The sequence below is a fragment of the Herbaspirillum sp. FG34 genome (assembly GCF_057809315.1).
In genome coordinates this window covers 51,422-72,626 of the sequence record NZ_JBMDJS010000018.1, presented here as the reverse complement: position 1 = coordinate 72,626, position 21,205 = coordinate 51,422, and the positions used below count along the sequence as shown (strand labels likewise).

The following is a 21,205-nucleotide window of genomic DNA, read 5'->3' as shown; positions in this document are numbered from 1 at the left end:
ATATGGAAGCCCTCCTTCTCCGGGCGCAATGCCCGTTTTATTCGGCGCGGGGCGAGCAGTAGTTCAAGAGGTTTTTCCCATGAGGATCACTGACAAAATCCGGCGTCTGGTCGATGAGTACTTGATCGACTTGAACGCGACGCAGGCGGCTATCCGCGCTGGCTACAGCCCCCGCACCGCCAAGCAGATCGCGTACGAGACGCTCAATAAGCCGGAGGTGCAGGAACTGGTGCGCGAGCGCCAGGCTGCTCTGGCCGAGCGCACCGAGATCACCCAGGACGCTGTGCTGCAGCGCCTGTGGGCGATTGCCACGGCCGACCCATCGCAGCTGATGCAGTTCCGCCGCACCTGCTGCCGTCACTGCTGGGGCAAGAAGTTCGGCTACCAGCGCACCGCGCAGGAGATGAAGGCCGACCGCGCCAGCCACGCGAAGACGATGGCTGAGAAGAAGGCCGAAGCCACCCGCGCGGGCCAGGCGTTCATGGAAATGCCGTTTGACCAGGCCGGTGGTACCGGCTACGACGCGCGCAAGGATCCGAACCCGAAGTGCCCGGAGTGCTTCGGCCAGGGCCATGGCAACGCCTTTTTCGAAGACACCCGGAAACTGCAGGGGAACGCCAAGTTCCTGTATGCCGGCGTGAAGCAGGGCAAAGAGGGCCTGGAGGTCAAGACACTGGACCCGATCGAGGCCCTGAAGCTGGTTGGCCAGCACCTGGGCATGTTCAAGACGAAGGTGGAACACAGCGGGCCGAATGGTGGCCCCATCGAACAGAAAACGACGGTGGTTGATGAACAGCAAGTCCGCGCCGCCCTCGACAAATTCAGGAGAGAGTTCTGATACTGCCGTCGAGCTGGCGGTCTTCAAGGCTGAGTGCGAGGACGATCACCTGTCCTTCAGCCGCTATTTCTTCAAGCACCGGCAGGGGATCAAGTTCCGCGTGAACTGGCACCATGTGCTGATCGCGGACACCGTTCAGCGCGTGATGGACGGCGAGCTGAAGAATGTCGTCATCAATGTGCCGCCTGGTTCGTCGAAGACCGAGCTGGTGGCAATCAACCTGATCGCGCGCGGCCTTGCCAAGAACCCGCGCGCCCGGTTCCTGCATATTTCGTACTCGGACGACTTGGCGCTGTTGAACAGCGAGACGGCGCGCGAGATCGTGGCGTCGGAGGAATTCCAGGAGCTCTGGCCCCTGGCCATCGCCGATGACGCGAAGTCGAAGAAGCGTTGGAACGTGGTGGTCGACGGGAAGAAGGCCGGCGGGGTGTACGCAGTTTCGCTCGGCGGCCAGATCACTGGCTTCCGTGCGGGCCACATGACAGAGGGGTGGCAGGGCGCCATCATCATCGATGATCCGCTCAAGCCTGAAGATGCCTACAGCAAGACCAACCGCAACAAGGCGAACCGAAAGCTGCTGTCCACGGTGAAGAGCCGGAAGGCCAATCCGGACACCCCGATCATCGTGATCATGCAGCGCCTGGCCGAAGAAGACCCTAGCGGCTTCATCAAGGCCGGAAAGGTGCCGGGCGAATGGGAATTCGTCAATATCCCGGCCCTGATCGACGATGCGTACGTGAGCAAGCTGCCCGCGCCCATCCGTGAGATGGTCGAGATCGGCGAGCGTGATGAGCACGGCCGTTTCAGCTACTGGCCGTACAAAGAGCCACTGGCCGAGCTGCTGGCGCTGGAGCAGGCGGATGCCTATGTGTTCTCTGGCCAGTACCAGCAGCGGCCATCGCCCGTCGGCGGCGGCCTTATCCAGGGCGCGAAATTCACCCGCTACGGCGTGCTGCCGCAGTTGTCCTACCGAGTCATCTATGCCGACACGGCGCAGAAGACGGCAGAGCGCAACGATTACAGCGTCTTCGAATGCTGGGGCAAGGGCCTGGATAACCGGATCTACCTGATTGACCTGGTGCGCGGCAAGTGGAAGGCGCCGGAGCTGAAGCAGAAGGCAATCGATTTCTGGAACAAGCACCTCAACGCCAATCTGCCGAATTCGCCGGTCCTCCGGCAGATGAAAGTCGAGGACAAGGCCAGCGGCACCGGCCTGATTCAGGAGATCGAGGCTGTCGGCGGCATCCCCATTGATGGCATCGAGCGCGTCAAGGACAAGCTCACCCGCGTCATGGACGTGGTCGGGCAGATCGATGCGGGAAACGTGTGCATTCCGGCCGAGGCCGACTTCGTCAGCGATTTCGTTGCCGAGTGTGAGGCGTTCACCGCCGACGATACGCACGCCCATGATGACCAGATCGACCCCATGTGCGATGCCATCAACGACATGCTCGGGAACGCCGCGAAGCTGGCGCAATGGGCGCGCCTGGCCAGCTGATACCAAGGAATACACACGATGTCCCGCAAACCGAAACGATCTGCTGGCCAGCCGGGCGCAGGCCCTGCCACGCGCCAGCAGACCAACGACTCGTTCCAGAACGCCCAGGCCCGCCTGGGCTGGGGCACGAACAACCAGTCCTCTGGCGCTACCTACTCGCTGTCGTACCAAAGCCGCAACCGCGTGCAGCTGGAGGCGGCCTATCGCGGATCCTGGATCGTTCGGGCGGCCGTGGACGCCATCCCAGAGGACATGACCCGCTGCGGCGTGGAGATGTCGGGCATCGACCCGGCCTCCATCACCGAGATGGAGACTGCCATGGTCTCCCTGGGGATCTGGGACAAGTTGTGCGAGACCGGCAAGTGGGCACGCCTGTATGGCGGCGCCATCGGCGTCATGCTGATCGAGGGCCAGGACCTGACCACACCGCTGCGCGTCGAGTCGATCGGCAAGGGGCAGTTCAAGGGCCTGGTGGTATTGGACCGCTGGATGGTCGCGCCGCCGGTGGGCGAAGTGGTCACCGAGTTCGGGCCAGACATGGGCAAGCCGGTGTTCTACGACATCCTGGCCGAGTTCATGGGCCTGCCGAAGGGGCGTATTCACTACAGCCGGGTCATCCGCTTGGAGGGCGATGACCTGCCGTACTACCAGCGCATCGCGGAGAACGGCTGGGGGCTTTCTGTCCTTGAGCCTCTCTGGGACCGCCTGATCGCGTTCGATAGTGCTTCGGTCGGTGCTGGCCAGCTGGTCTACAAGGCGCACCTGCGCACCTATTCGGTCGAGAACCTGCGCGACATCATCGCAGCGGGTAACCAGGCGCTGGCCGGTCTCATGGCGCAGATCGAGTTCACGCGGCTGTCCCAGAGCAACGAGGGATTCACGGTCATCGACTCGAAGGACAAGTTCGAGGCGCACACCTACACCTTCGCTGGGCTCTCGGACATGCTGATCCAGTTCGCACAGCAACTCTCGGGCGCGCTGGGCATCCCGCTGTCCCGCATCTTCGGCCAGTCACCGGCCGGGCTGAGCGACACTGGCGAGGGCCCACGCCGCCAGTACCACGAAAAGGTCCACCAGAAGCAAGAGAAGGACTTGCGCACGCCGCTTCAGCGCCTGTTCTCGGTGATGTCGATGTCGGTGCTGGGCACCGCACTCGATGCGAGCTTCCAGTTTGCGTTCAAGACCCTGGACGAGCCGACCGAGGTGGAGAAGGCAGAAGTGGCCGACAAGAAGACCACCACGGTGGTGAGCGCCCTCGACGCCAACCTGATCAAGCGCTCCACGGCTATGAAGGAGCTCAAGGGCATGGCCTCCACCACGGGCATGTTCAGCCAGATCTCCGATGAGGAGATCGAGGCAGCCGAGCAGCAGGAGCAGGACGAGCCACCCCCGGGAGCCGGGCTGGACCTGCCTGACCTGAGCGCCCTCAAGACCAAGGATTCATTGCTCAAGCGGCTCTGGAAAAGACGATGATCATCACCCTGGACCGCCGGAAGAAGAACCGGAACCCGGTGCGCACCACTGGCGCCGAACAGCGCTACGCCATGCAATTGAAGAAGGTGGCGGCGCAGGTCCAGGCGATCATCAGCCCGTTTGAGCCAGGGGACATCCGGTCGGTGCCGACCATCCAGCAACTGCTGGATGCATACGCCCAGATGCTCAAGCCGTGGGCCACCAAGACCGCCAGCAACATGTTGATGGACGTGGCGCTGCGCGATGAGAGCGCCTGGAGGGCCATGGCCAAGGAAATGTCTCGGGCGCTACGCCTAGAGATCGCCGAGGCACCGACGGGCCGGGTGCTGCAGGATCTGCTGGCCGAGCAGGTCACCCTGATCACCAGCCTGCCGGTGGAGGCTGGCCAGCGCGTGCATGAGCTGACGCTCAAGGGCCTGGAGGACTCCACGCGCGCCAGCGAGATCGCCAAGGAGATCATGCGCTCGGGCGAGGTGACCAAGAGCCGGGCGCTGCTGATCGCCCAGACCGAGGTCAGCCGCACGGCCACCTCGCTCACCCAGGCCCGGGCCGAGTACGTCGGGAGCCCAGGGTATATCTGGCGCACCAGCGGTGACAGCGATGTTCGTGAGGATCATCGGGAACTGGAAGGCCAGTTCATCCCATGGAACCAGCCGCCCATCGCGGACAAGCGCACCGGCCGCCGGGCGCACGCAGGCTGCATCTATCGATGCCGCTGTTTCCCAGAAGTAGTTATTCCTGATTGACCATGGCACGACACATTCACGTTCATTTCTACACCGGTGACGCCGGCGAGTGGAAGGAGGGCGATCACCCGCGCGCGGAGAACGGCCAGTTCGGTACCGGTGGTGCTGGCGCCGCCGCAGGGCAGGGCAGCGTGACACTGCGCGGCAATGAGCTGGGCGGCTACGCCGATATCAAGGAGCTGCGCCAGAAGGCCCTGGTCTACGCTGAGCGCTTCATCGGGAAGCGCTTCAAGAACGCGGCCACCGGCAACGAGATCCAGGTTACGCGCTCTGGTGTGAAGCACACGGTGTTCGGCAGTCGGGATGACCTGATCAAGAGCATCCCCGCGATCCCCGATCTGCTGGAAAAATCCAAGTTGGTGGCCACCTCCCCGGACAAGCGCAGCGATCCGAACATCCTGGCGGTGGAGACCTACGAGGCCCGGCTGCAGCTGGCCGGTGAGACGCACAAGGTGATTTTGACGGTCAAGGCGTACCAGGACGGACGCCGCTATTACGACCATGGCTTGGTGAAATGAAAAAGGACCGCCAATTGACTTTCAAGTCTCGGTTCCTCGCACGCTGCGGAGGCGTGGTGGTTTAAACCTTGGCGATCCAGAAACAATTATACGCCGCTTCCCGAAAACTGAAGATCCAGCCCGCCCCGCGCGGGCTTTTTTACGTGCCTACGCCATGAGCAAGCCCTGCAGCTGCAAGAAATGTAGCGTCCCTGCTACGAAGACGACCGACTCCATCACCGCCAGCGGCTTCCTGACCAATGAGCAGTTGGGGCCGAAGCAGTCGCTTACCTCGGAGGGCTACCTGCTTTGCGAAGAGACCCCGATCGCGCGGATTGGCAATCAGCTCTATGCCGGAATCGAACTTCCGGACCTGGAGGACAAGGACGGCGTGATCGAAGTCGAGAGAAACGCGGATGTCGTGTTTAGCCCCGAGACCATGGCCGGTTTCCGTGGGAAGCCGGTGACCATCGAGCATCCCCCTGAATTAGTGACGCCCTTGACCTGGAAGACGTATGCCAAGGGAACCGCGCACAACGTGCGACAGGGTGAGGGTAATCAATCCCACCTGTTGCTGGCCGACCTGTTGATCACGGATCAGGAGTTGATCGACAAGATCCGCAAGAAAGAGCTGGTTGAGATCAGCTGCGGTTACGACGCCGACTACGAGCAAATCGCGCCTGGGCGGGCGCGGCAAACGACCATCTTGGGAAACCACGTGGCGTTTGTAGAAAGCGCCCGCTGTGGACCTGCGTGCTCTGTGCAGGATTCTGGAAAATTGATTGGAGAAACTCCTATGGCTGCAAACCAAAAGAAGCCGTCGTTCGCCGAACGCATGCGCAACTACTTCAAAACCAACGACGAGGCTGCATTCGAAAAAGCGCTGGATGAACTTCCCGACGGCACTGGCGGCGATGACAAGGACACCCATGTCCACATCCACATGCCGGGCACCGTTGAAGCTGTGAAGCCGGCCGGCACCACCGATGAGGATGATCCTGCTGCTGGCAAGGGTGACAACCCGGTGCTGGAGGCCATCGCCAAGGTGGCTGCCGCTGTCGAAGCCCTCGGCCAGCGCGTGTCGGTGCTCGAAACCGGCAAGACAGCCGACTCCGAGGAGAAGAATCCGGAAGAGAAAAAGACCACCGATGCCGACCCGGATGCCACCGATCCGAACGCCCCGACCATGACCGGCGACTCGGCCTCGCTGGTGGCCGAGTTCCAGGATGCCAAGTCCCGCGCCGAGATCCTGGCCCCGGGCATCAAGTTCCCGACCTTCGATGCCAAGGCCGACAAGAAGACCTCGGTCGACGCGCTGTGCAGCTTCCGCCGCCGTGCGCTGACCGTGGCCCTGTCCGGGGAGCACGAAGATCTGGTCAAAGCCGTGACCGGCGATGCCGACGTCAGCAAGTTGACCTGCGATTCGGCCCGGGCCTTCTTCAATGCGGCATCCGAGCTGGTCAAGCGCAAGAACACCATGGTGCAGACCACTCAGCAGCAGAGCCATACCGAAAACGCCTCGTCCTTCCAGGACATCAACAAGAAGCACGCCGAATTCTGGGCGCGCAAAACCCACTAAGTAAGGAGCTGTCATGCCCTCTCTGCAAGCCTATCAATACCGCATGCCGGCTGGTTTTGCCGGCGATCTGCAGCGCGCTGAAGCCGCTGTCATCGAACCCCAGCACATCGATCCTGCTGCACCGCCGACCGCCTTCGGCGTACCGGTGAAGCTGGTGTCCGGCAAGATCCAGCCGATCAACAGCGCCTCCGACGGCGTCTCCTCGGTCTACGGGGTGAATCTGCGCCCGTACCCGATCCAGGGCAATGGTACCGACCCGCTGGGAACCTCGACCCCGCCGACCTCCGGTGTGACCGATATCCTGAAGCGCGGCTATGTGAACGTGGCACTGGGCGGCAATGCTGCCGCTACCAAGGGCGGACGCGTGTATGTGCGTACCGCCAACGCCAGTTCCGGAAAGCCCCTCGGCGGCTTCGAGGCTGCTCCGGAATTTGCTGTCACCGCCGGCACCAACACCGGTAACGGTACCGTCGGCTCGATCTCTGCCGGCGCGTCGCCCGCCAGCGGCAGCTACGCGGTCAAGTTCACCAGCGCCACCGCGTTCAACGTGACTGCCCCCGACGGCTCCGCGCTCCCGGCGGGCACCGTGGGCACCGCTTACACCAACGCACAGATCAACTTCACGATCACCGCTGGTGGCACCGCGTTCGTCGCTGGCGACTCGTTCACCATCGGCCAGAACCTGATCCTGATGCCCATCCGCTGGTACTTCACTGGCCCGGCCGACGCCTACGGCATCACCGAGCTGGCCGTCGACAACTAATTTCCCGGCGCCCCAGGCGCATCAACTCACAGAACCCCGCCTCGGCGGGGTTTTGCATTTTTGGAGCCATAAAAATGGATATGTCCGTACAGAAGTACCTCAAGGCCCGGGAGATCGCCGTCGCGTCGAGCCGCATCGCCCGCGCGTACACCCGTGACCAGCAATACACCTATGACCAGGCCACCGTCGATTCGACCGGAGCTTTCCTGGTCGGCCAGCTGGAACGCCTGGACCAGACCCTCAACGAGCCGCTGGTCGAATTCACCTGGTCGCGCGACATCGATATCCGCACCGACGTCTCGGCCGCCGATGAAGTGGCCAGCTTCACCAACTCCGCGTTCGCGATGTCCGGCGGTATCAATCCGGGCGGTCTGAACTGGATTTCGAACGAGGGTAATGCCCTGGCCGGCCCATCGCTGGATATCGGCAAGACTCCGCAACCCATGCGCCTGTGGGGTGCCGAGGTCAAGTACACTGTCCCCGAACTGGTGAAAGCTCAGAAGCTGGGTATGCCGATCGATGCGCAGAAGGTCGAGGCCATGAACCTCAAACGCAACATGGACCTGGACAACATCGTCTATATCGGCGACGCGAACCAGGGCTTTACCGGCCTGGTCAATTCGACCAGCCTGGTGGGCAGCGTGTCGAACGTGGCCAACGGTGCCGCCGGCACCCCGCAGTGGACCACCAAGACCCCGAACGAGATCCTGAAGGATGTCAACGAGCTGCTGACCACCGCGTGGCAGAACGCTGGCTGGAAGGTACTGCCGAACCGTCTGCTGCTGCCGCCTGCCCAGTACGGCTACATCGCCTCGACGCTGGTCAGCCTCGCTGGTAACCAGTCGATCCTGACCTATGTGCTGGAGAACAACATCTGCACCAAGTCCGGTACCCCGCTGGAAATCCTGCCGCTGAAATGGCTGATCGGCGGTGGCGTGGGCGGCACCCTGGGCCAGCTGGGCACCGTTGACCGCATGGTCGCGTACAACAAGGACAAGAAGTATGTCCAGTTCCCGATGACCGAACTGCAGCGTACCCCGCTGGAATACCGGTCGCTCTTCCAGATCACCACCTACTGGGCACGTTTCGGCCAGGTCGAGTTCCGTTACGGCACGACTCTGGGCTACCGCGACGGTATCTGAGGAGAGGGCGAATGGCTAAAATCTATGTCCATACGCCCTTCGAGCTCCAGCACGGGCCGGAAAAGCTGGTGTTCGGGGTTGGCGTGCACGAGGTCGCCGCAGAGGTTGCGGACCACTGGTATGCGCGGCACTTCATCGGAGATGACCCGGGCGGCGTCCAGTCCGAAGATAGCCAAGCAGCTGAAGCCCTGCTGGTCGAGCTGGACGGCCGCGAGCAGGAACTGCGCAAGCAGCTCGGCATGCTGGAAGCGGAGAAGGCCGACCTCGTCGAGCGTGAGAAGAAGCTGGCCGAGGCCGAAGAAGCCGCCAAGGCCAGGGCAGCGGAGCTGGAGAAGCGTGATCTGGCCCTGGCAGATGCCGAGGCCGATGTCCGGGCCAAAGCGGCAGCACTCGATCTGCGCGAGGCCGCGGTGACCGAGCGCGAGAAGGCGGCTGATGTGAAGGCCGAAGGCACCAAAAACAGCAAGAAGTGACGGGAAACCATGGACTCAGCGACTTTCAGGCAAGACTTTCCAGAATTCGGCGACACGGGCATCTATACCGATGCCCAGGTCACATTCTGGCTGACGGTCGCTGAGAACCTGGTGAACCGTGTGCGCTGGGGTGGCCTGGCTGACCAGGGTGTGGAACTGGTTGCCGCTCACCACCTGGTGCTGGCGCGGCGCGATGAGCTGGCCTCCTCGGTCGGCGGCATACCCGGCCTGATGACGGGGCCGCAGTCGAGCAAATCTGTCGACAAGGTCAGCGCCAGCTACGACACCGGTGCTGCTACGGTGGACGGCGCAGGCTTCTGGAACCTCACCACCTACGGCGTTCGATACGCCTCTCTCGCAAAACTCTTCGGCGCCGGCGGCCTGCAGGTATAACGCCCGGCCGCCAACAAGGCGGCCATGCCAGATTTCATCAAGATAGACAACCTCGCAAAGGTACTCCAGGCAATCAACGACCTGGCGGGCAAGGACGTGCTCGTCGGTATCCCTGACAGCGCGCCGGAGCGGGAGCCGGACGACGACGGCGGGATGCCGCCACCCAGCAACGCCGTCATCGGCTACCTACAGGAAACGGGCATGCCCGAGCACAACGTGCCGGCGCGGCCGTTCCTGGTCCCTGGCGTGGCCAGCGTGCAGGACAAGGTGGCCAGCCGCTTGGGCAAGGCGGCGGAAGCCGTGCTGAACGGCGACAAGAGCGGTGCCGAGTCCCAGATGGGGCGGGCGGGCCTGGAAGCCCAGAACGCGGTGCGCGCACGCATCAACAGCGGCATCGGCCCAGCGCTCTCCGAGGCCACACTGCGCCAGCGCGCACGGCGCGGACGAAAGGGTGCGGCTCTGGAACTGGAGCGGCGCGCGGGGGGCATGGAGCCCAGCACTGAATATGCGAAGCCGCTGGTCGACACTGGCCAGCTGCGCAATTCAATCACCTATGTCATTCGGAAGAAAAGCTGACCATGGCCCTGCTTGATGTCAACGACGTGCTGCTGGATCCCGATTTCATGGATCTCGGGATCATCTGCTGCCGGCAGGACCAAGTCGTCGGCGACGATGGCCGGGCCACGAACACCGAGACGCAGACGCCATTTGCCGGCGTGGTGACCAGCGACAGTGGTGATCTGTTGAGGAGACTCGCTGACGGCAGCTTGATCAACGGGACCATCACGATCCACACCACATACCGACTTCAAGACGGTGGTCCCGGTCGAGATGCCGATGAGGTGATATGGCAAGGCAATCGCTACACCGTTTCGAACGTCAACAATTACTCCCACTTTGGCCGCGGCTTCGTCGCCGCGACCTGTGATCTGAAACCACTCTCCGGATAGACCATGAACACGAGCGCAACAGGCGGCTACCTGGTGCCGGCTGTTGCCTCGCCGCCGCTGGAAGACGACGCCCTCGACAATCTGCTGCACGACCTGATCGAGGGCGTCACCGGCCTGCCGGGCGACATGGTCAGGCCGCGCTGGCAGCCAACAGTGCCCAAGCAGCCGGAGCCGGGCGTGAACTGGTGCGCGTTCGGCGTGATGAGCCAGCAGAACGACGCCAGCCCAGCCATCCAGCACGATCCGGCTGGCCAGGGCAATGACGTCTACATCCGCCACCAGGACCTGTCGGTGCTCTGCAGCTTTTACGGACCGGGCGCCAAGGGCTTCGCGCAGGCGCTGGCCGATGGCCTGACGATCCCCCAGAACAACGAGGCTATCGGGGCGCAGGGAATGCGCTTCATTGATGCCGACGTCATTCGGGCGGTGCCCGACCTGGTCAACCAGCAGTGGATTCGCCGGTATGACCTGAACATCCGGCTGCGCCGCAAGATCGAGCGCACCTACCCAGTTTTGAACCTCTTGTCGGCCGAAGTGCAGACGCAAACTGACGGCAGCACGCCGATCACCTCGAACCAAACCATCACCGAATAAAGGAAGGCCACCATGAGCAATGGATTGCCCGTGTCGCGTCTGATCAACGTCACCATCAACATGTCGCCGGCAGCGGCCCAAGGCGCGAACCTGAACACGGCGCTGCTCTTGGGTGCTACCGCTGTGATCGATACCGCCGAGCGCAAGCGCACCTACGGCGGCATTGACGAGGTGGGCGCTGACTTCAGCACCACCGATCCCGAGTACAAGGCAGCGTTGCTGTATTTCCAGCAGACCCCGCAGCCGTCCGAACTGAGCATCGGCCGCTGGGCCAAGACTGCTACGGCAGGTCTGCTGCGCGGTGCTGCGCTCTCGACTGCTCAGCAGGCGCTGGCGACCTGGCAGGCCGTTACCGCTGGCTCATTCCACATCACCATTGATGACACGGTGAAAACTCTATCTGCTCTGGATTTTTCGAGCGTGAGCAATCTGAATGGCGTGGCCACCATCATCACCACGGCCCTCGCCGGAGCAGTCTGCGTGTGGAACGGAATCCAGTTCGTGATCACGTCGCCGACCACCGGTACCAATTCGACGGTCAGCTATGCAAGCGCAACCGGCTCCGGAACCGATATCTCCGCCATGCTGGGCATGACCAGTGCGCTTGCACCTGCGCCGGTCGACGGCATCGTGGCCGAGGAACCTGACGCCTGCGTGTCGCTGTTCCTGGATCGTTTCTCGAATCAGTTCCTGGGCCTGGCGTTTGCCGATACCTCGCTCACCGATGACCAGTTGATCGCGGTGTGTGACCTGATCGAAGCCGACCAGAAGCACCTCCATGTGGTCTCAACCACCACCGCCGCGGTCCTGGATCCTACCAGCACCACCGACATTGCCAGCCGCATGCTGGCCAAGTCCTACAAGTATTCGTTCGGGCAGTTTTCCAGCATGCCGTTCGCTGGTGTCTCGCTGCTGGGGCGCCTGCTGACCACGGACTTCGACGCGAACAACACGACAATCACCCTGATGTACAAGCAGGAGCCCGGCATCGTTGCTGAGACCCTGACCACGACCCAGGCCAACACGCTGCAGGCCAAGCGTATCAACGTGTTTGTCGAATACAACAACGACACGGCGGTGGTGCAGTACGGCATCACCCCCAGCGGCATCTACATCGACTCGGTCTACAACTCGATCTGGTTCCAGAACCGTGTGCAGACCGACGTCTACAACCTCCTGTACCAGAGCACGACCAAGATCCCGCAGACCGATGCAGGTAACGCCCTGATTGCTTCGGTGATCGAGGGTGCTTGCGAGGCAGCGGTGAACAACGGTTACCTGGCGCCGGGTGTGTGGAACGCTGGCGGTTTCGGTGTGCTGAAGCAGGGCGATACCCTGAGCAAGGGCTACTACATCTATACACCGCCGATTGCATCGCAATCGCAGTCGAACCGCGAGGCACGCAAGTCGGTGCCGTTCCAGATCGCGGCCAAGGAAGCCGGCGCCATCCACACCGCCGACATCCTGATCAACGTCAACCGCTAAGTAAAGGCTGAAACATGGCAACCTATTCCTTATTGGATGTCCAGGCATCGTTCGCTGGCCCTTCGGGCGCTTTTTCGCTCGGCTATGGCGAGGCGGTTGCCGAAGAGGGCATCGATATCGTGCGTAACAGCGACAAGAACACCATGACGATGGCCGGTGATGGCGAGGGCATGCACAGCCTGCATGCCGACAAGTCCGGCCAGATCACCTTGCGTTACCTCAAGACTGCACCGGTGAATGCGCTGTTGATGGCTGCATACAATGCCCAGACCATGGATAGCCGCCTGCACGGTAAGAACATCATCACCGTGACCAACTCGGCCAGCGGCGACGTCCATGCCGGCCGCCAGTGCGCATTCAAGAAGGCTCCAGACATGAAATACGCCAAGGATGGCGACATCGTGGCCTGGGTCTTCGATGTGATCAAGATCGATTCCATCCTGGGTACCTACTGATCATGGGAATCGAACTTGAAGTGGCCGGGAAGGCCTATTCCATCGGCAAAATGTCCGCGATGAAACAGTTTCACGTCTCGCGCCGCATCGCGCCGCTCATCCCCAAGCTGATTCCCCTGTTCACCCGCTTGAAATCGGCCGGCGGCGCCCTCTCTGCCGACCTGGATGGCCTGGCCGAAGTGCTGCAGCCGTTTGCCGATGCCCTGGCCGAGATGAATGACGCCGATGCGGAATACGTGATGGGTGCCTGCATGACCGCAGTTCAGCGGAAGAACGAGTATGGATGGACAGCTGCCTGGAACGAGCAGGCCAAGGGGCCGATGTTCGATGACATCGACTTGGGTGTCATGCTCCCGCTCACCGTGCGCTGCATCGTGGCGAACCTGGGCCCTTTTATTCAAGGGCTGCTTACAAGCCCGGGGGGCAGCCCGGAGACACCAGCTGGCTGAAGTCCTTGCCGGATGGTGAGGACTGGCTGCTGGCGCCGGCACTGGCCGGCGTCTGCCGGTATGAATCCATCATCGATGGGACGCTCGGCATGCACGACATTGCCCTGATGAACGATGCCATGGCCGTGAAGGCTGACAACGAAGCAGAGGCGCGCCGCCGGGCGCGGAACGAAGAAAATGGCTGATACCGCGATCATCAAGGAGTTCCTGGTCGCCCTGGGTTTCAAGGTCGATGAAAAAGGCCTGAAGAACTTCAAGGAGGGCGCGGAGGGTGCGACCAAGGGAGTGGTGCGCCTGGTCTCCACCATCCAGGGCGCAGCGCTGACCATCGGTGCCGGCGTCTCGGCCATGGCCTCAAAACTGGAGGGATTGTATTTCGTCAGCCAGCGCACCGGGGCCGCGGCCACTAGCCTGAAGGCCTTCGAGTATGCAGCCAAGAATCTGGGCATCAGCAGCCAGGCCGCTTTCGGCACGGTTGAGAACCTGGCCAAGTTCCTGCGCGAGAACCCGGCCGGAGAGAATTACCTGCAGGCCATTGGAGTGCAGACGCGAGACGCCAACGGGCAGCTTCGCGACACGGTGGACATCCTGTCGGACCTCGGCCAGGAGCTGGGCAAGCGGCCCACCTGGCTCGCGTCCCAATACGGCAATGTGCTGGGCATCGACCAGAACCTGCTGCTGGCCATGCGTAATGGCGATTTCGCCCGCTTCATGCAGCAGTACCGCGAGATGTCCAAGAACAACGGTCTGGACAAGGCCGCTGAGGATGCTCACCAGTTCATGATCCAGCTGCGGGATCTGGGAACGACCTTCGAGAACTTTGCAATCCGCCTGGAAGGGGCTCTGGTCCAGAAGATTGGGCCGAAGCTGCAGGCCTTCCGCGAGTGGTTCGAGAAGAACTCACCGGCAATCGCTGATCGGATCGCCTTGATCGCCTCCGCCATCATCGATGCGGCCGCCGCCATGGGGCCGCCACTGGCCGCCCTGGCCGATATCTTCATCAGCCTGGACAAGGCTACTGACGGCTGGAGCACGAAGATCCTGCTGGCCATTGCCGCTTTCAAGATTCTCGGTGGATTCCAACTGGTGGCCGGAATCTGGAAGATGGTCACCGCTCTGCGCGCCATGAGCGCGGCCTCGGCCGCTGCCGGTGCGGCTGCCGGAGGCGGTGGCGCAGCTGCAGGTGCCGCTGCGGGCGGTGGGCTGCTGGCCAGGATGTTTCCCTGGTTGGCCAGGGCTGGAGTCGGTCTGGGCCTGCTGCTGCACAGTGGCGACCTGAATTCCGGCGAGGATGAGGAGCTCGCTCGCCGCCGCGCCGCTGCCGGCATCCAATCTGGCCAAAAGCCTCCAGCAAATGCCCAGGACGCCGTTGGCTTCTTCCAGCGCATGGGCTGGTCGCATGCGCAGGCCGTGGGCCTGGTGGCCAACCTGCGCGCTGAGAGCAACCTGAATCCCGGCGCCACCGGTGACGGCGGCAATGCTTATGGGGTCGGACAGTGGCACCCCGACCGCCAGGCCAATTTCCGGGCCTGGTCCGGCAAGGATATCCGCGGATCCAGCCTGATGGAGCAGCTGCAGTTCGTGAACTATGAGCTGACGCAGGGTGCCGAGCAGCGCGCTGGCCAGCTGCTGCGTGCCGCGCAAAACGCCCAGCAGGCCGGCGACATCGTGTCCCGGTACTACGAGCGCCCGCGCGACACCGAGGGCGAGGCAGCCCGTCGAGGCGCTTCGGCCGTGGAGCTGGCCCAGCAGACCAGCATCAACATCTACGGGGTCAGCGATGTCAATGGTGCCGCCCAGGCGGTATCCGCCGCCCAGCGCGGCGTCAACGCCGACATCGTGAGAAACCTGCAAGGGGCAATTCAGTGATCTTGGACAACGTTCTCATCACCCCGAAGCAAATCGGGCCGATCGCCATCCAGGTGGCCATCGAGGAGACCTGGGAGGACGAGATGCAGATCACCGAGCACCCGGTGGAGCGGGGCGCGGAGATCACCGATCACGCCTTCAAGCGCAATCCCATGGTCACCATCCAGTGCGGATGGAGCAATGCGGATTACGCCGCGCTCCTGGGTACCGCCGAGGGCATCTTCTCCGGTGGATCGCTTCCGTCGTCGGATTACATCCAGCTGGTGTACTCGCAGCTGCTGGAACTGCAGGAGACCGCGCAGCCATTCAGCGTGATGACCAGCATGCGGATCTACGACAGCATGCTTTTCAAATCGCTGGTGGTGAAACGGGATCCGCGCACGGGTAACGCCCTGATGGCGCAGGCCACGCTGAAGGCCGTCCGGATCGTGGATACGCGGGCGACGTCGTTGCCGGCCCGCACCGACCAGGCGCAGCCGGAGAAGACCGCTGAAACCCAAAACACTGGGGTGAAGGCTGCGCTGCCCGCAACGCCCGCGCCCGGCGGCACGGTTTCGCCGGAGAACATGTGATGCCGAACTTCTTTGAAATCCCGCTGGATCCGACGCCCCAGAAGTTCTCGGTCACGTTGGGAAACGTCACCTACCAGATGACCGTGCAGTACCGTGCAGCGGGCGGCGCAGGCTGGGTGCTGGACATTGCCGACGTGAATGGGAATTCACTGGTCAACGGCCTCCCGCTGGTGACCGGGTGCAATCTGCTGGAGCAATACGACTATCTCGGCTTCGCCGGCCGCCTTTGGGTTCAGGGTGCGGGCGATCCCGACAACACGCCCACCTATGAGGATCTGGGTGTCGGATCGCATGTGTTCTGGGTGACTGATAGCACCTGATCAATAAAGCAGCCTCATTTTGAGGAAAAAAACAGGTAGTAAAGCAATAAAACCGAAAGAGGGTACCCACGGCGACACTTTTCGGGATCCGGAAAAAGACATACTTCGGCCACGTTGATCTCGCGCGTGGCAAGCCGCAAAAGCAAAAGCCCGCTGATGTTGACGCATCAGCGGGCTTTCTATTTCCACCACCTATCGGAAACATAGGCAAATGAAACATGAGAAGAATTCTAGCACTCGACGGCCTGGAATCAAGCTGGCCATCGATTGGCTGAAAGGGGTCAAGATGGATATTCCATACAGTCGTTGGGTGATGTTCGCGATCGGCATCTATGTGCTGTGCGCAGCATTCGACAAGCTGGCAGCCGCGCTGTGCAGCCTTCTGCCGCTCTTGCATTGAGGTCACCATGAGCACGATGCAATACGGCCGAAAGGTATCGCTGATCGTCGGCCAGGATGCTGGTGCAGCGCTGGACCTGTCGGAGTTGCGCATCGTGTTCGATGTGAGACGCGGCGACCTGCAGACCCCAAATTCGTTGCGCGCGCGCGTCTACAACGTCTCGGAAACCACCCGACAGCGTATCGAGCAGGAGTTCACGCGCATCGTGCTGCAGGCGGGCTACGAGGGCAACTTCGGCATCATCTTCGATGGCACCATCAAGCAGGTCCGGCGTGGCAGGGAAAACCAGACGGATACCTACCTGGACATCACGGCGGCCGATGGTGACAGCGCCTACAACTTCGCGGTGGTGAATACCTCGCTGGCAGCGGGGTCGACGCTTGATCAACGCGTCAGGGCCGCTTGTACTGCCATGGAACCTTTTGGCGTGAGCCTCGACTACATGTTCGAAGTGCCGAAGAACCCGCTGCCGCGCGGCAAGGTTATGTTCGGCATGGCCCGGGACTTCATGCGGGGTGCGGCACGCACGGCGCAGGCGGTGTGGAGCATTCAGGACGGCAAGGTGCAGTTGGTGCCGGAGACCTCATACCGGCCCGGGAACATCCCGGTCATCACATCGGAGACGGGCATGGTCGGCCTGCCGGAGCAGACCCAGAATGGCATCACGGTCAAGATGCTGCTTAATCCTTACGTGAAGATCAGCCAACTGATCTGGTTGGACAACGCCAGCATCCAGCGCTATGAATACAGCCTGAATACGCAGCAGCAGGCGCAGAACTTCCGGGTGGGGCTGCAGGCAAAGATTCAAGATGACGGCTTTTACTACGTCATGACGGCCGAGCACCACGGGGATACACGCGGACAGGACTTCTATACCGACGTCATCTGCCTGGCGGCCGATGTCACGGTGCTCCCAGACAGCTTCAAGGACAAGCACACGGTGCCGCCTGCAGACGTGGCCATCATCAAGAAGTTCGGCTAGCGACAACGATCTTCGAACACTTCCACCGAATCTATGGATCGACGAGAACGGGTAGCGGACCCAGAAACCGCCTTGCGCGAGGCTTTCGACGGCTTACGCAGCGGGATTTGGACGGCTCTGCCTTGCATTATTGAGTCATTCGACCCGGATGCGCAAACCTGCAGCGCGCAACCCACCATCAAGATGCTGGTGCGCCAGGTGAACGGAACGTTTGCCAGTATCTCGCTCCCGTTACTTCTGGATTGCCCGGTGCAGTTTCCCGGCGCCGGCGGCTGCAGCATGACCTTCCCGGTCGCGCAGGGCGATGAGTGTCTGGTGGTGTTCGCCTCCCGGTGCATCGACAGCTGGTGGCAGTCTGGCGGGATTCAGGAACAGGCGGAGCTACGCATGCACGACCTGTCGGATGGCTTTGCCATCCTGGGCTTCCGCTCCCGGCCGCGTGCCCTGGCCAACGTCAGCACCACTTCCGCGCAATTGCGCTCGGACGATGGGGCCACCTTCATTGACCTGAACCCCAGTACCGGCGAGATCAAGGTGGTTGCCCCTGGTGGCTTTGATGTGGTGGCACCGCACAGTTCGTTCTCCGGATCGGTCCTGGTCAAGGGTGTTTTCACCTTCATCGCCGGTATGGTGGGCTCGTCGGCCAGCGGTGCCGCTGCCGTCTTCACCGGGATCTTGAATGTGATCGGCCAGATCACCGCCAATGGCAAGCGCGTGGACGACACGCACACCCATACCACCACGACGACCGGCAATCCAACCAGCTCCGTGAACTGAGGAAACCTCCATGCGGTACAGAAAAGAGGATGCCGACGGCGATTACGTCTTCGGCAGGCAGGAACTCGACTTTTACAAGGACAGCCCGGAGGCCGTCGCCCAGGCGGTCAACACGCGGCTGCAGCTTTTCAAGGGTGAATGGTTCGTGGATACCAGCGATGGCACGCCATGGAGTACCGAGGTGCTGGGAAAGAACACTGCAACCACATACGACGCGGCAATCCGGCAGCGCATCTTGCGTACGCCAGGTGTGCAGCGCCTGACCGCCTACAGCAGCACCGTAAGCGCTGACAGCCGAAATCTATCGGTCAACGCCACCATCGACACGATCTACGGAACAACCCAAGTCCAGAGCCTACTGTGATCACGACGACTGCACCGACCATTGACGCCAACGGCATCACGGCGCCCACCTATGCGGACATCCTGGACTTTCTCAAGACCAAGTACCGCGCGATCTACGGTGAGGATGTCTATCTCGAGAATGACAGCAAGGACGGCCAGCTGCTGGGTGTCTTTGCCGCGGCGATCAACGATGCCAATGCCGTTTCCATTGCGATCTACCGCTCCTTCAGCCCGTCGACGGCGCAGGATGAAGCCCTGGCCAGCAACGTGAAGATCAACGGCATCAAGAAGAACAGCGCCAGCTACTCCACGGCCGATATTCTGATCGTCGGCCAAGCTGGAACCCCCATCAACGGCGGTTCAGTCCGCGACCAGAACAACAACATCTGGGCGCTCCCGTCCAGCGTGAACATCCCGCCAGCCGGATTCGTCACGGTGACGGCAACCTGTACCACCATCGGCGCGATAGAGGCAGCAGCTGGAACGATCAATACGATCAACACACCCACCCGTGGATGGCAGACCGCGAGCAATTTGGCCGATGCGGTACCAGGTGACGAGGTGGAGACCGATGCAGCGCTGAGGGCGCGCCAGAAGATCTCGACGGCCATTCCATCCCTGACTGTCTTCGACGGAATCGTCGGCGCGGTGGCCGGGGTCTCAGGAGTTACCCGGTATCGTGGCTACGAGAATGATACCGACAGCACCGACAGCAACGGCATCCCTGAGCACTCGATCTCTCTGGTGGTGGAGGGGGGGGACTCATTGGCGATTGCCAATGCAATTGCGGCCAAGAAGACGCCTGGCACGCCCACCTACGGGACAACGTCCCAGGTGGTCACAGATATCTATGGTCGCCCAATCACCATCAATTACTTCCGTCCGACGAATGCCCCGATCACGGCAGTGCTCACGATCAAGGCATTGACCGGCTATACGTCGCTTGTCGGTACCGCTGCGCAGCAGGCCATCGTCGACTACATCAATGGCACCGGCATCGGTGGTGGCCAAGCAGCGTGCGTCGAATGGGATAGTTGCATTGCAGCTGCCAAGGCAGTGGATGGCTCGTCGACTTTTAAGATCGTTTCGCTGGTCCTGACCGGGCCGCACGGCGTGGGCACCCCAGATGCCTCGCTGCTGTTCAACGAGGCCGCCAGTGCCTCGCTGGCCTCCATCACCCTGGACGTGACATGACATGGCAGATATCACCGATTACACCGATCTGATCACGTCGGGTCATAATCAGAAACCCAAATTTATGGCCATGGTAGAGGCCGTCTGCCAGCCCATGGTCGACGGAATCAATTTTTTGGAGGGCATGCCGTTCAACTTTGACTTGGATCTAGCGATCGGCGCGCAACTCGATGCGGTTGGGGAATGGGTCGGCATCTCACGGAGCATCAGAGTTCCCTTGGTCGGCGTCTACTTCTCCTTTGACATCGAGGGAATCGGTTTTGATCAGGGCGTTTGGAAAGGACCATTTGACCCAGACACCGGTCTCACAACGCTGGATGACGAGACCTACCGACTCCTCATTAAGGCCAAGATCGGAGCGAACCATTGGGATGGAACCTTAGCGGGTTCTGCCGCGATCTTGAACAGCATTTTTGATTCGGGCACTCACGTGTTCATCGAAGACCACCAGGACATGTCGATGACCATCGGAGTGTCCGGGGCCATTCCATCACCCGTGTTCCTGGCGCTTTTGGCCGGTGGATACATCCCCATCAAACCAGCCGGCGTGAGGGTTTCCATCTCAGTCGTCACGACCGTTGACGGTGCCCCACTTTTCGGATTCGACATGAATAACCAGTTTGTGGCCGGCTTCGACACCGGTGCCTGGGCCCGCACTCTTTAAAGGAACAACATGGCAGTCAATAACTTCCTTCCGTTCGGTACCGCAGGCGATGCAAACGTCATTGATCAGGTGACCTACTCGGGCCTGGCAGCTCGCTCCGCCGGTTTTTCTTCTGGTACTGCGCAATCGGCACAATTGAACAAGGTATGGCGCCAATCCAGCATCATGGCTGCCGTGCTGGCGCAGCTGATCGTCGATCGTACGGGAGCGGACGCGATTGATGACGGCACCACCAGCACACTGCTGGCAAACCTGAAGGCGGCGACCGCTGCCTTGAATGGCGACAGTAGTCAGGTTTTCAGTGCAGCGAATCCCGTTTCGGGCGCTGCAGGAAACAGCCAGGTTTTGAACCGTCAGTATGCCGACGGAAGATATCTGCAGGGCTCCGTCGTCACCCCCGCCTCCGACCCAACCTATGCAGACAGCAGCGTCAATCCTCCCAGCACGAGCTGGGTAAAAGGATTGATTGCACGGACGCCTCAGAACGTTGCAGGAAGTCGCGTTTCTGGCACCACTTACACCAACACATCTCCACGCGAGCGTTGGGTGTCTGTGTGGACTGGAAATGTGCAGAACACTTCGCTCACTGCAGTTGTCAGTGGAATTACCGTCGCATATATGGCAATTCCCCAACCGGCAGGAATTACCGGCACCAGCTTTGTAGGCTTTCCTGTCCCGCCAGGAGCTACCTATTCGGTTACAGCAGTCGGTGGTATCGGTGGATGGGTTGAATACTAAAAGGAACTG

27 protein-coding genes are annotated in these 21,205 nt (G+C 61.6%); all 27 read left to right on the top strand.

Annotated elements, in window-relative coordinates:
* Window positions 1–79: 79 nt before the first annotated feature.
* The 27 genes from ACODSZ_RS19500 (at window position 80) to ACODSZ_RS19370 (ending at window position 21,196) form a co-directional block, all read left to right on the top strand.
* Window positions 80–838, top strand: coding sequence for a terminase small subunit (locus tag ACODSZ_RS19500; protein ID WP_488928335.1), 759 nt, complete (start codon window positions 80–82; stop codon window positions 836–838).
* Entirely contained in the window at window positions 789–2,336 is a 1,548-nt protein-coding gene (gene terL, locus ACODSZ_RS19495) for a phage terminase large subunit (RefSeq protein ID WP_488928334.1), read from the top strand. Before ACODSZ_RS19500 ends, terL begins: the two co-directional genes overlap by 50 nt.
* Before the next feature lie 18 nt (window positions 2,337–2,354).
* Entirely contained in the window at window positions 2,355–3,809 is a 1,455-nt protein-coding gene (locus ACODSZ_RS19490; protein WP_488928333.1) for a DUF1073 domain-containing protein, read from the top strand.
* Window positions 3,806–4,555, top strand: coding sequence for a phage head morphogenesis protein (locus tag ACODSZ_RS19485; RefSeq protein ID WP_488928332.1), 750 nt, complete (start codon window positions 3,806–3,808; stop codon window positions 4,553–4,555). Before ACODSZ_RS19490 ends, ACODSZ_RS19485 begins: the two co-directional genes overlap by 4 nt.
* Before the next feature lie 2 nt (window positions 4,556–4,557).
* A complete protein-coding gene (locus tag ACODSZ_RS19480) occupies window positions 4,558–5,073 on the top strand; it encodes an LPD3 domain-containing protein (protein WP_488928331.1) in 516 nt (171 codons plus the stop codon).
* Between the two features lie 154 nt (window positions 5,074–5,227).
* Complete coding sequence (locus ACODSZ_RS19475; RefSeq protein ID WP_488928330.1) at window positions 5,228–6,631, top strand: DUF2213 domain-containing protein; 1,404 nt, start codon at window positions 5,228–5,230, stop codon at window positions 6,629–6,631.
* Window positions 6,632–6,644: 13 nt separating this feature from the next.
* Window positions 6,645–7,394 carry a structural cement protein Gp24 gene (locus ACODSZ_RS19470; RefSeq protein WP_488928329.1) on the top strand — a complete coding sequence of 250 codons (750 nt, stop codon included), beginning with the start codon at window positions 6,645–6,647 and terminating at the stop codon, window positions 7,392–7,394.
* 74 nt (window positions 7,395–7,468) lie between these two features.
* Window positions 7,469–8,536 carry a DUF2184 domain-containing protein gene (locus tag ACODSZ_RS19465; RefSeq protein WP_488928328.1) on the top strand — a complete coding sequence of 356 codons (1,068 nt, stop codon included), beginning with the start codon at window positions 7,469–7,471 and terminating at the stop codon, window positions 8,534–8,536.
* An 11-nt stretch (window positions 8,537–8,547) separates the two neighbouring features.
* Window positions 8,548–9,009 carry an STY1053 family phage-associated protein gene (locus ACODSZ_RS19460; protein ID WP_488928327.1) on the top strand — a complete coding sequence of 154 codons (462 nt, stop codon included), beginning with the start codon at window positions 8,548–8,550 and terminating at the stop codon, window positions 9,007–9,009.
* Between the two features lie 9 nt (window positions 9,010–9,018).
* Window positions 9,019–9,402, top strand: coding sequence for a DUF4054 domain-containing protein (locus tag ACODSZ_RS19455; protein WP_488928326.1), 384 nt, complete (start codon window positions 9,019–9,021; stop codon window positions 9,400–9,402).
* 24 nt (window positions 9,403–9,426) lie between these two features.
* Complete coding sequence (locus ACODSZ_RS19450) at window positions 9,427–9,978, top strand: hypothetical protein (protein WP_488928325.1); 552 nt, start codon at window positions 9,427–9,429, stop codon at window positions 9,976–9,978.
* Window positions 9,979–9,980: 2 nt separating this feature from the next.
* A complete protein-coding gene (locus ACODSZ_RS19445) occupies window positions 9,981–10,352 on the top strand; it encodes a hypothetical protein (protein WP_488928324.1) in 372 nt (123 codons plus the stop codon).
* Between the two features lie 3 nt (window positions 10,353–10,355).
* Entirely contained in the window at window positions 10,356–10,946 is a 591-nt protein-coding gene (locus tag ACODSZ_RS19440) for a phage neck terminator protein (RefSeq protein ID WP_488928323.1), read from the top strand.
* Window positions 10,947–10,958: 12 nt separating this feature from the next.
* Entirely contained in the window at window positions 10,959–12,431 is a 1,473-nt protein-coding gene (locus ACODSZ_RS19435; protein WP_488928322.1) for a DUF3383 domain-containing protein, read from the top strand.
* 14 nt (window positions 12,432–12,445) lie between these two features.
* Complete coding sequence (locus ACODSZ_RS19430; RefSeq protein ID WP_488928321.1) at window positions 12,446–12,886, top strand: tail tube family protein; 441 nt, start codon at window positions 12,446–12,448, stop codon at window positions 12,884–12,886.
* A 2-nt stretch (window positions 12,887–12,888) separates the two neighbouring features.
* Window positions 12,889–13,335: a phage tail assembly chaperone gene (locus ACODSZ_RS19425; protein ID WP_488928320.1), complete on the top strand. Its 447-nt coding sequence runs from the start codon at window positions 12,889–12,891 to the stop codon at window positions 13,333–13,335.
* Between the two features lie 5 nt (window positions 13,336–13,340).
* Window positions 13,341–13,520, top strand: a complete 180-nt coding sequence (locus tag ACODSZ_RS19420) for a DUF6889 family protein (RefSeq protein ID WP_488928319.1) — start codon at window positions 13,341–13,343, stop codon at window positions 13,518–13,520.
* Window positions 13,513–15,204: a phage tail tip lysozyme gene (locus ACODSZ_RS19415; protein WP_488928318.1), complete on the top strand. Its 1,692-nt coding sequence runs from the start codon at window positions 13,513–13,515 to the stop codon at window positions 15,202–15,204. The genes ACODSZ_RS19420 and ACODSZ_RS19415 overlap by 8 nt, the downstream gene beginning before the upstream one ends.
* Entirely contained in the window at window positions 15,201–15,776 is a 576-nt protein-coding gene (locus ACODSZ_RS19410; RefSeq protein ID WP_488928317.1) for a phage baseplate protein, read from the top strand. The genes ACODSZ_RS19415 and ACODSZ_RS19410 overlap by 4 nt, the downstream gene beginning before the upstream one ends.
* The gene (locus ACODSZ_RS19405) at window positions 15,776–16,096 is read left to right on the top strand and encodes a phage baseplate plug family protein (RefSeq protein ID WP_488928316.1); all 321 of its coding nucleotides are present in this window, start codon (window positions 15,776–15,778) and stop codon (window positions 16,094–16,096) included. Before ACODSZ_RS19410 ends, ACODSZ_RS19405 begins: the two co-directional genes overlap by 1 nt.
* A gap of 211 nt (window positions 16,097–16,307) precedes the next feature.
* Window positions 16,308–16,496, top strand: coding sequence for a hypothetical protein (locus ACODSZ_RS19400; protein ID WP_488928315.1), 189 nt, complete (start codon window positions 16,308–16,310; stop codon window positions 16,494–16,496).
* A 7-nt stretch (window positions 16,497–16,503) separates the two neighbouring features.
* A complete protein-coding gene (locus tag ACODSZ_RS19395) occupies window positions 16,504–17,478 on the top strand; it encodes a phage protein (protein WP_488928314.1) in 975 nt (324 codons plus the stop codon).
* Between the two features lie 33 nt (window positions 17,479–17,511).
* Window positions 17,512–18,255: a Gp138 family membrane-puncturing spike protein gene (locus ACODSZ_RS19390; protein WP_488928313.1), complete on the top strand. Its 744-nt coding sequence runs from the start codon at window positions 17,512–17,514 to the stop codon at window positions 18,253–18,255.
* A 10-nt stretch (window positions 18,256–18,265) separates the two neighbouring features.
* Window positions 18,266–18,619, top strand: coding sequence for a contractile injection system sheath initiator (locus tag ACODSZ_RS19385; RefSeq protein WP_488928312.1), 354 nt, complete (start codon window positions 18,266–18,268; stop codon window positions 18,617–18,619).
* Window positions 18,616–19,794 carry a baseplate J/gp47 family protein gene (locus ACODSZ_RS19380; RefSeq protein WP_488928311.1) on the top strand — a complete coding sequence of 393 codons (1,179 nt, stop codon included), beginning with the start codon at window positions 18,616–18,618 and terminating at the stop codon, window positions 19,792–19,794. Before ACODSZ_RS19385 ends, ACODSZ_RS19380 begins: the two co-directional genes overlap by 4 nt.
* Window position 19,795: 1 nt before the next feature.
* A complete protein-coding gene (locus tag ACODSZ_RS19375) occupies window positions 19,796–20,458 on the top strand; it encodes a DUF2612 domain-containing protein (RefSeq protein ID WP_488928310.1) in 663 nt (220 codons plus the stop codon).
* Between the two features lie 9 nt (window positions 20,459–20,467).
* Window positions 20,468–21,196, top strand: coding sequence for a hypothetical protein (locus ACODSZ_RS19370; RefSeq protein ID WP_488928309.1), 729 nt, complete (start codon window positions 20,468–20,470; stop codon window positions 21,194–21,196).
* Window positions 21,197–21,205: the final 9 nt, after the last annotated feature.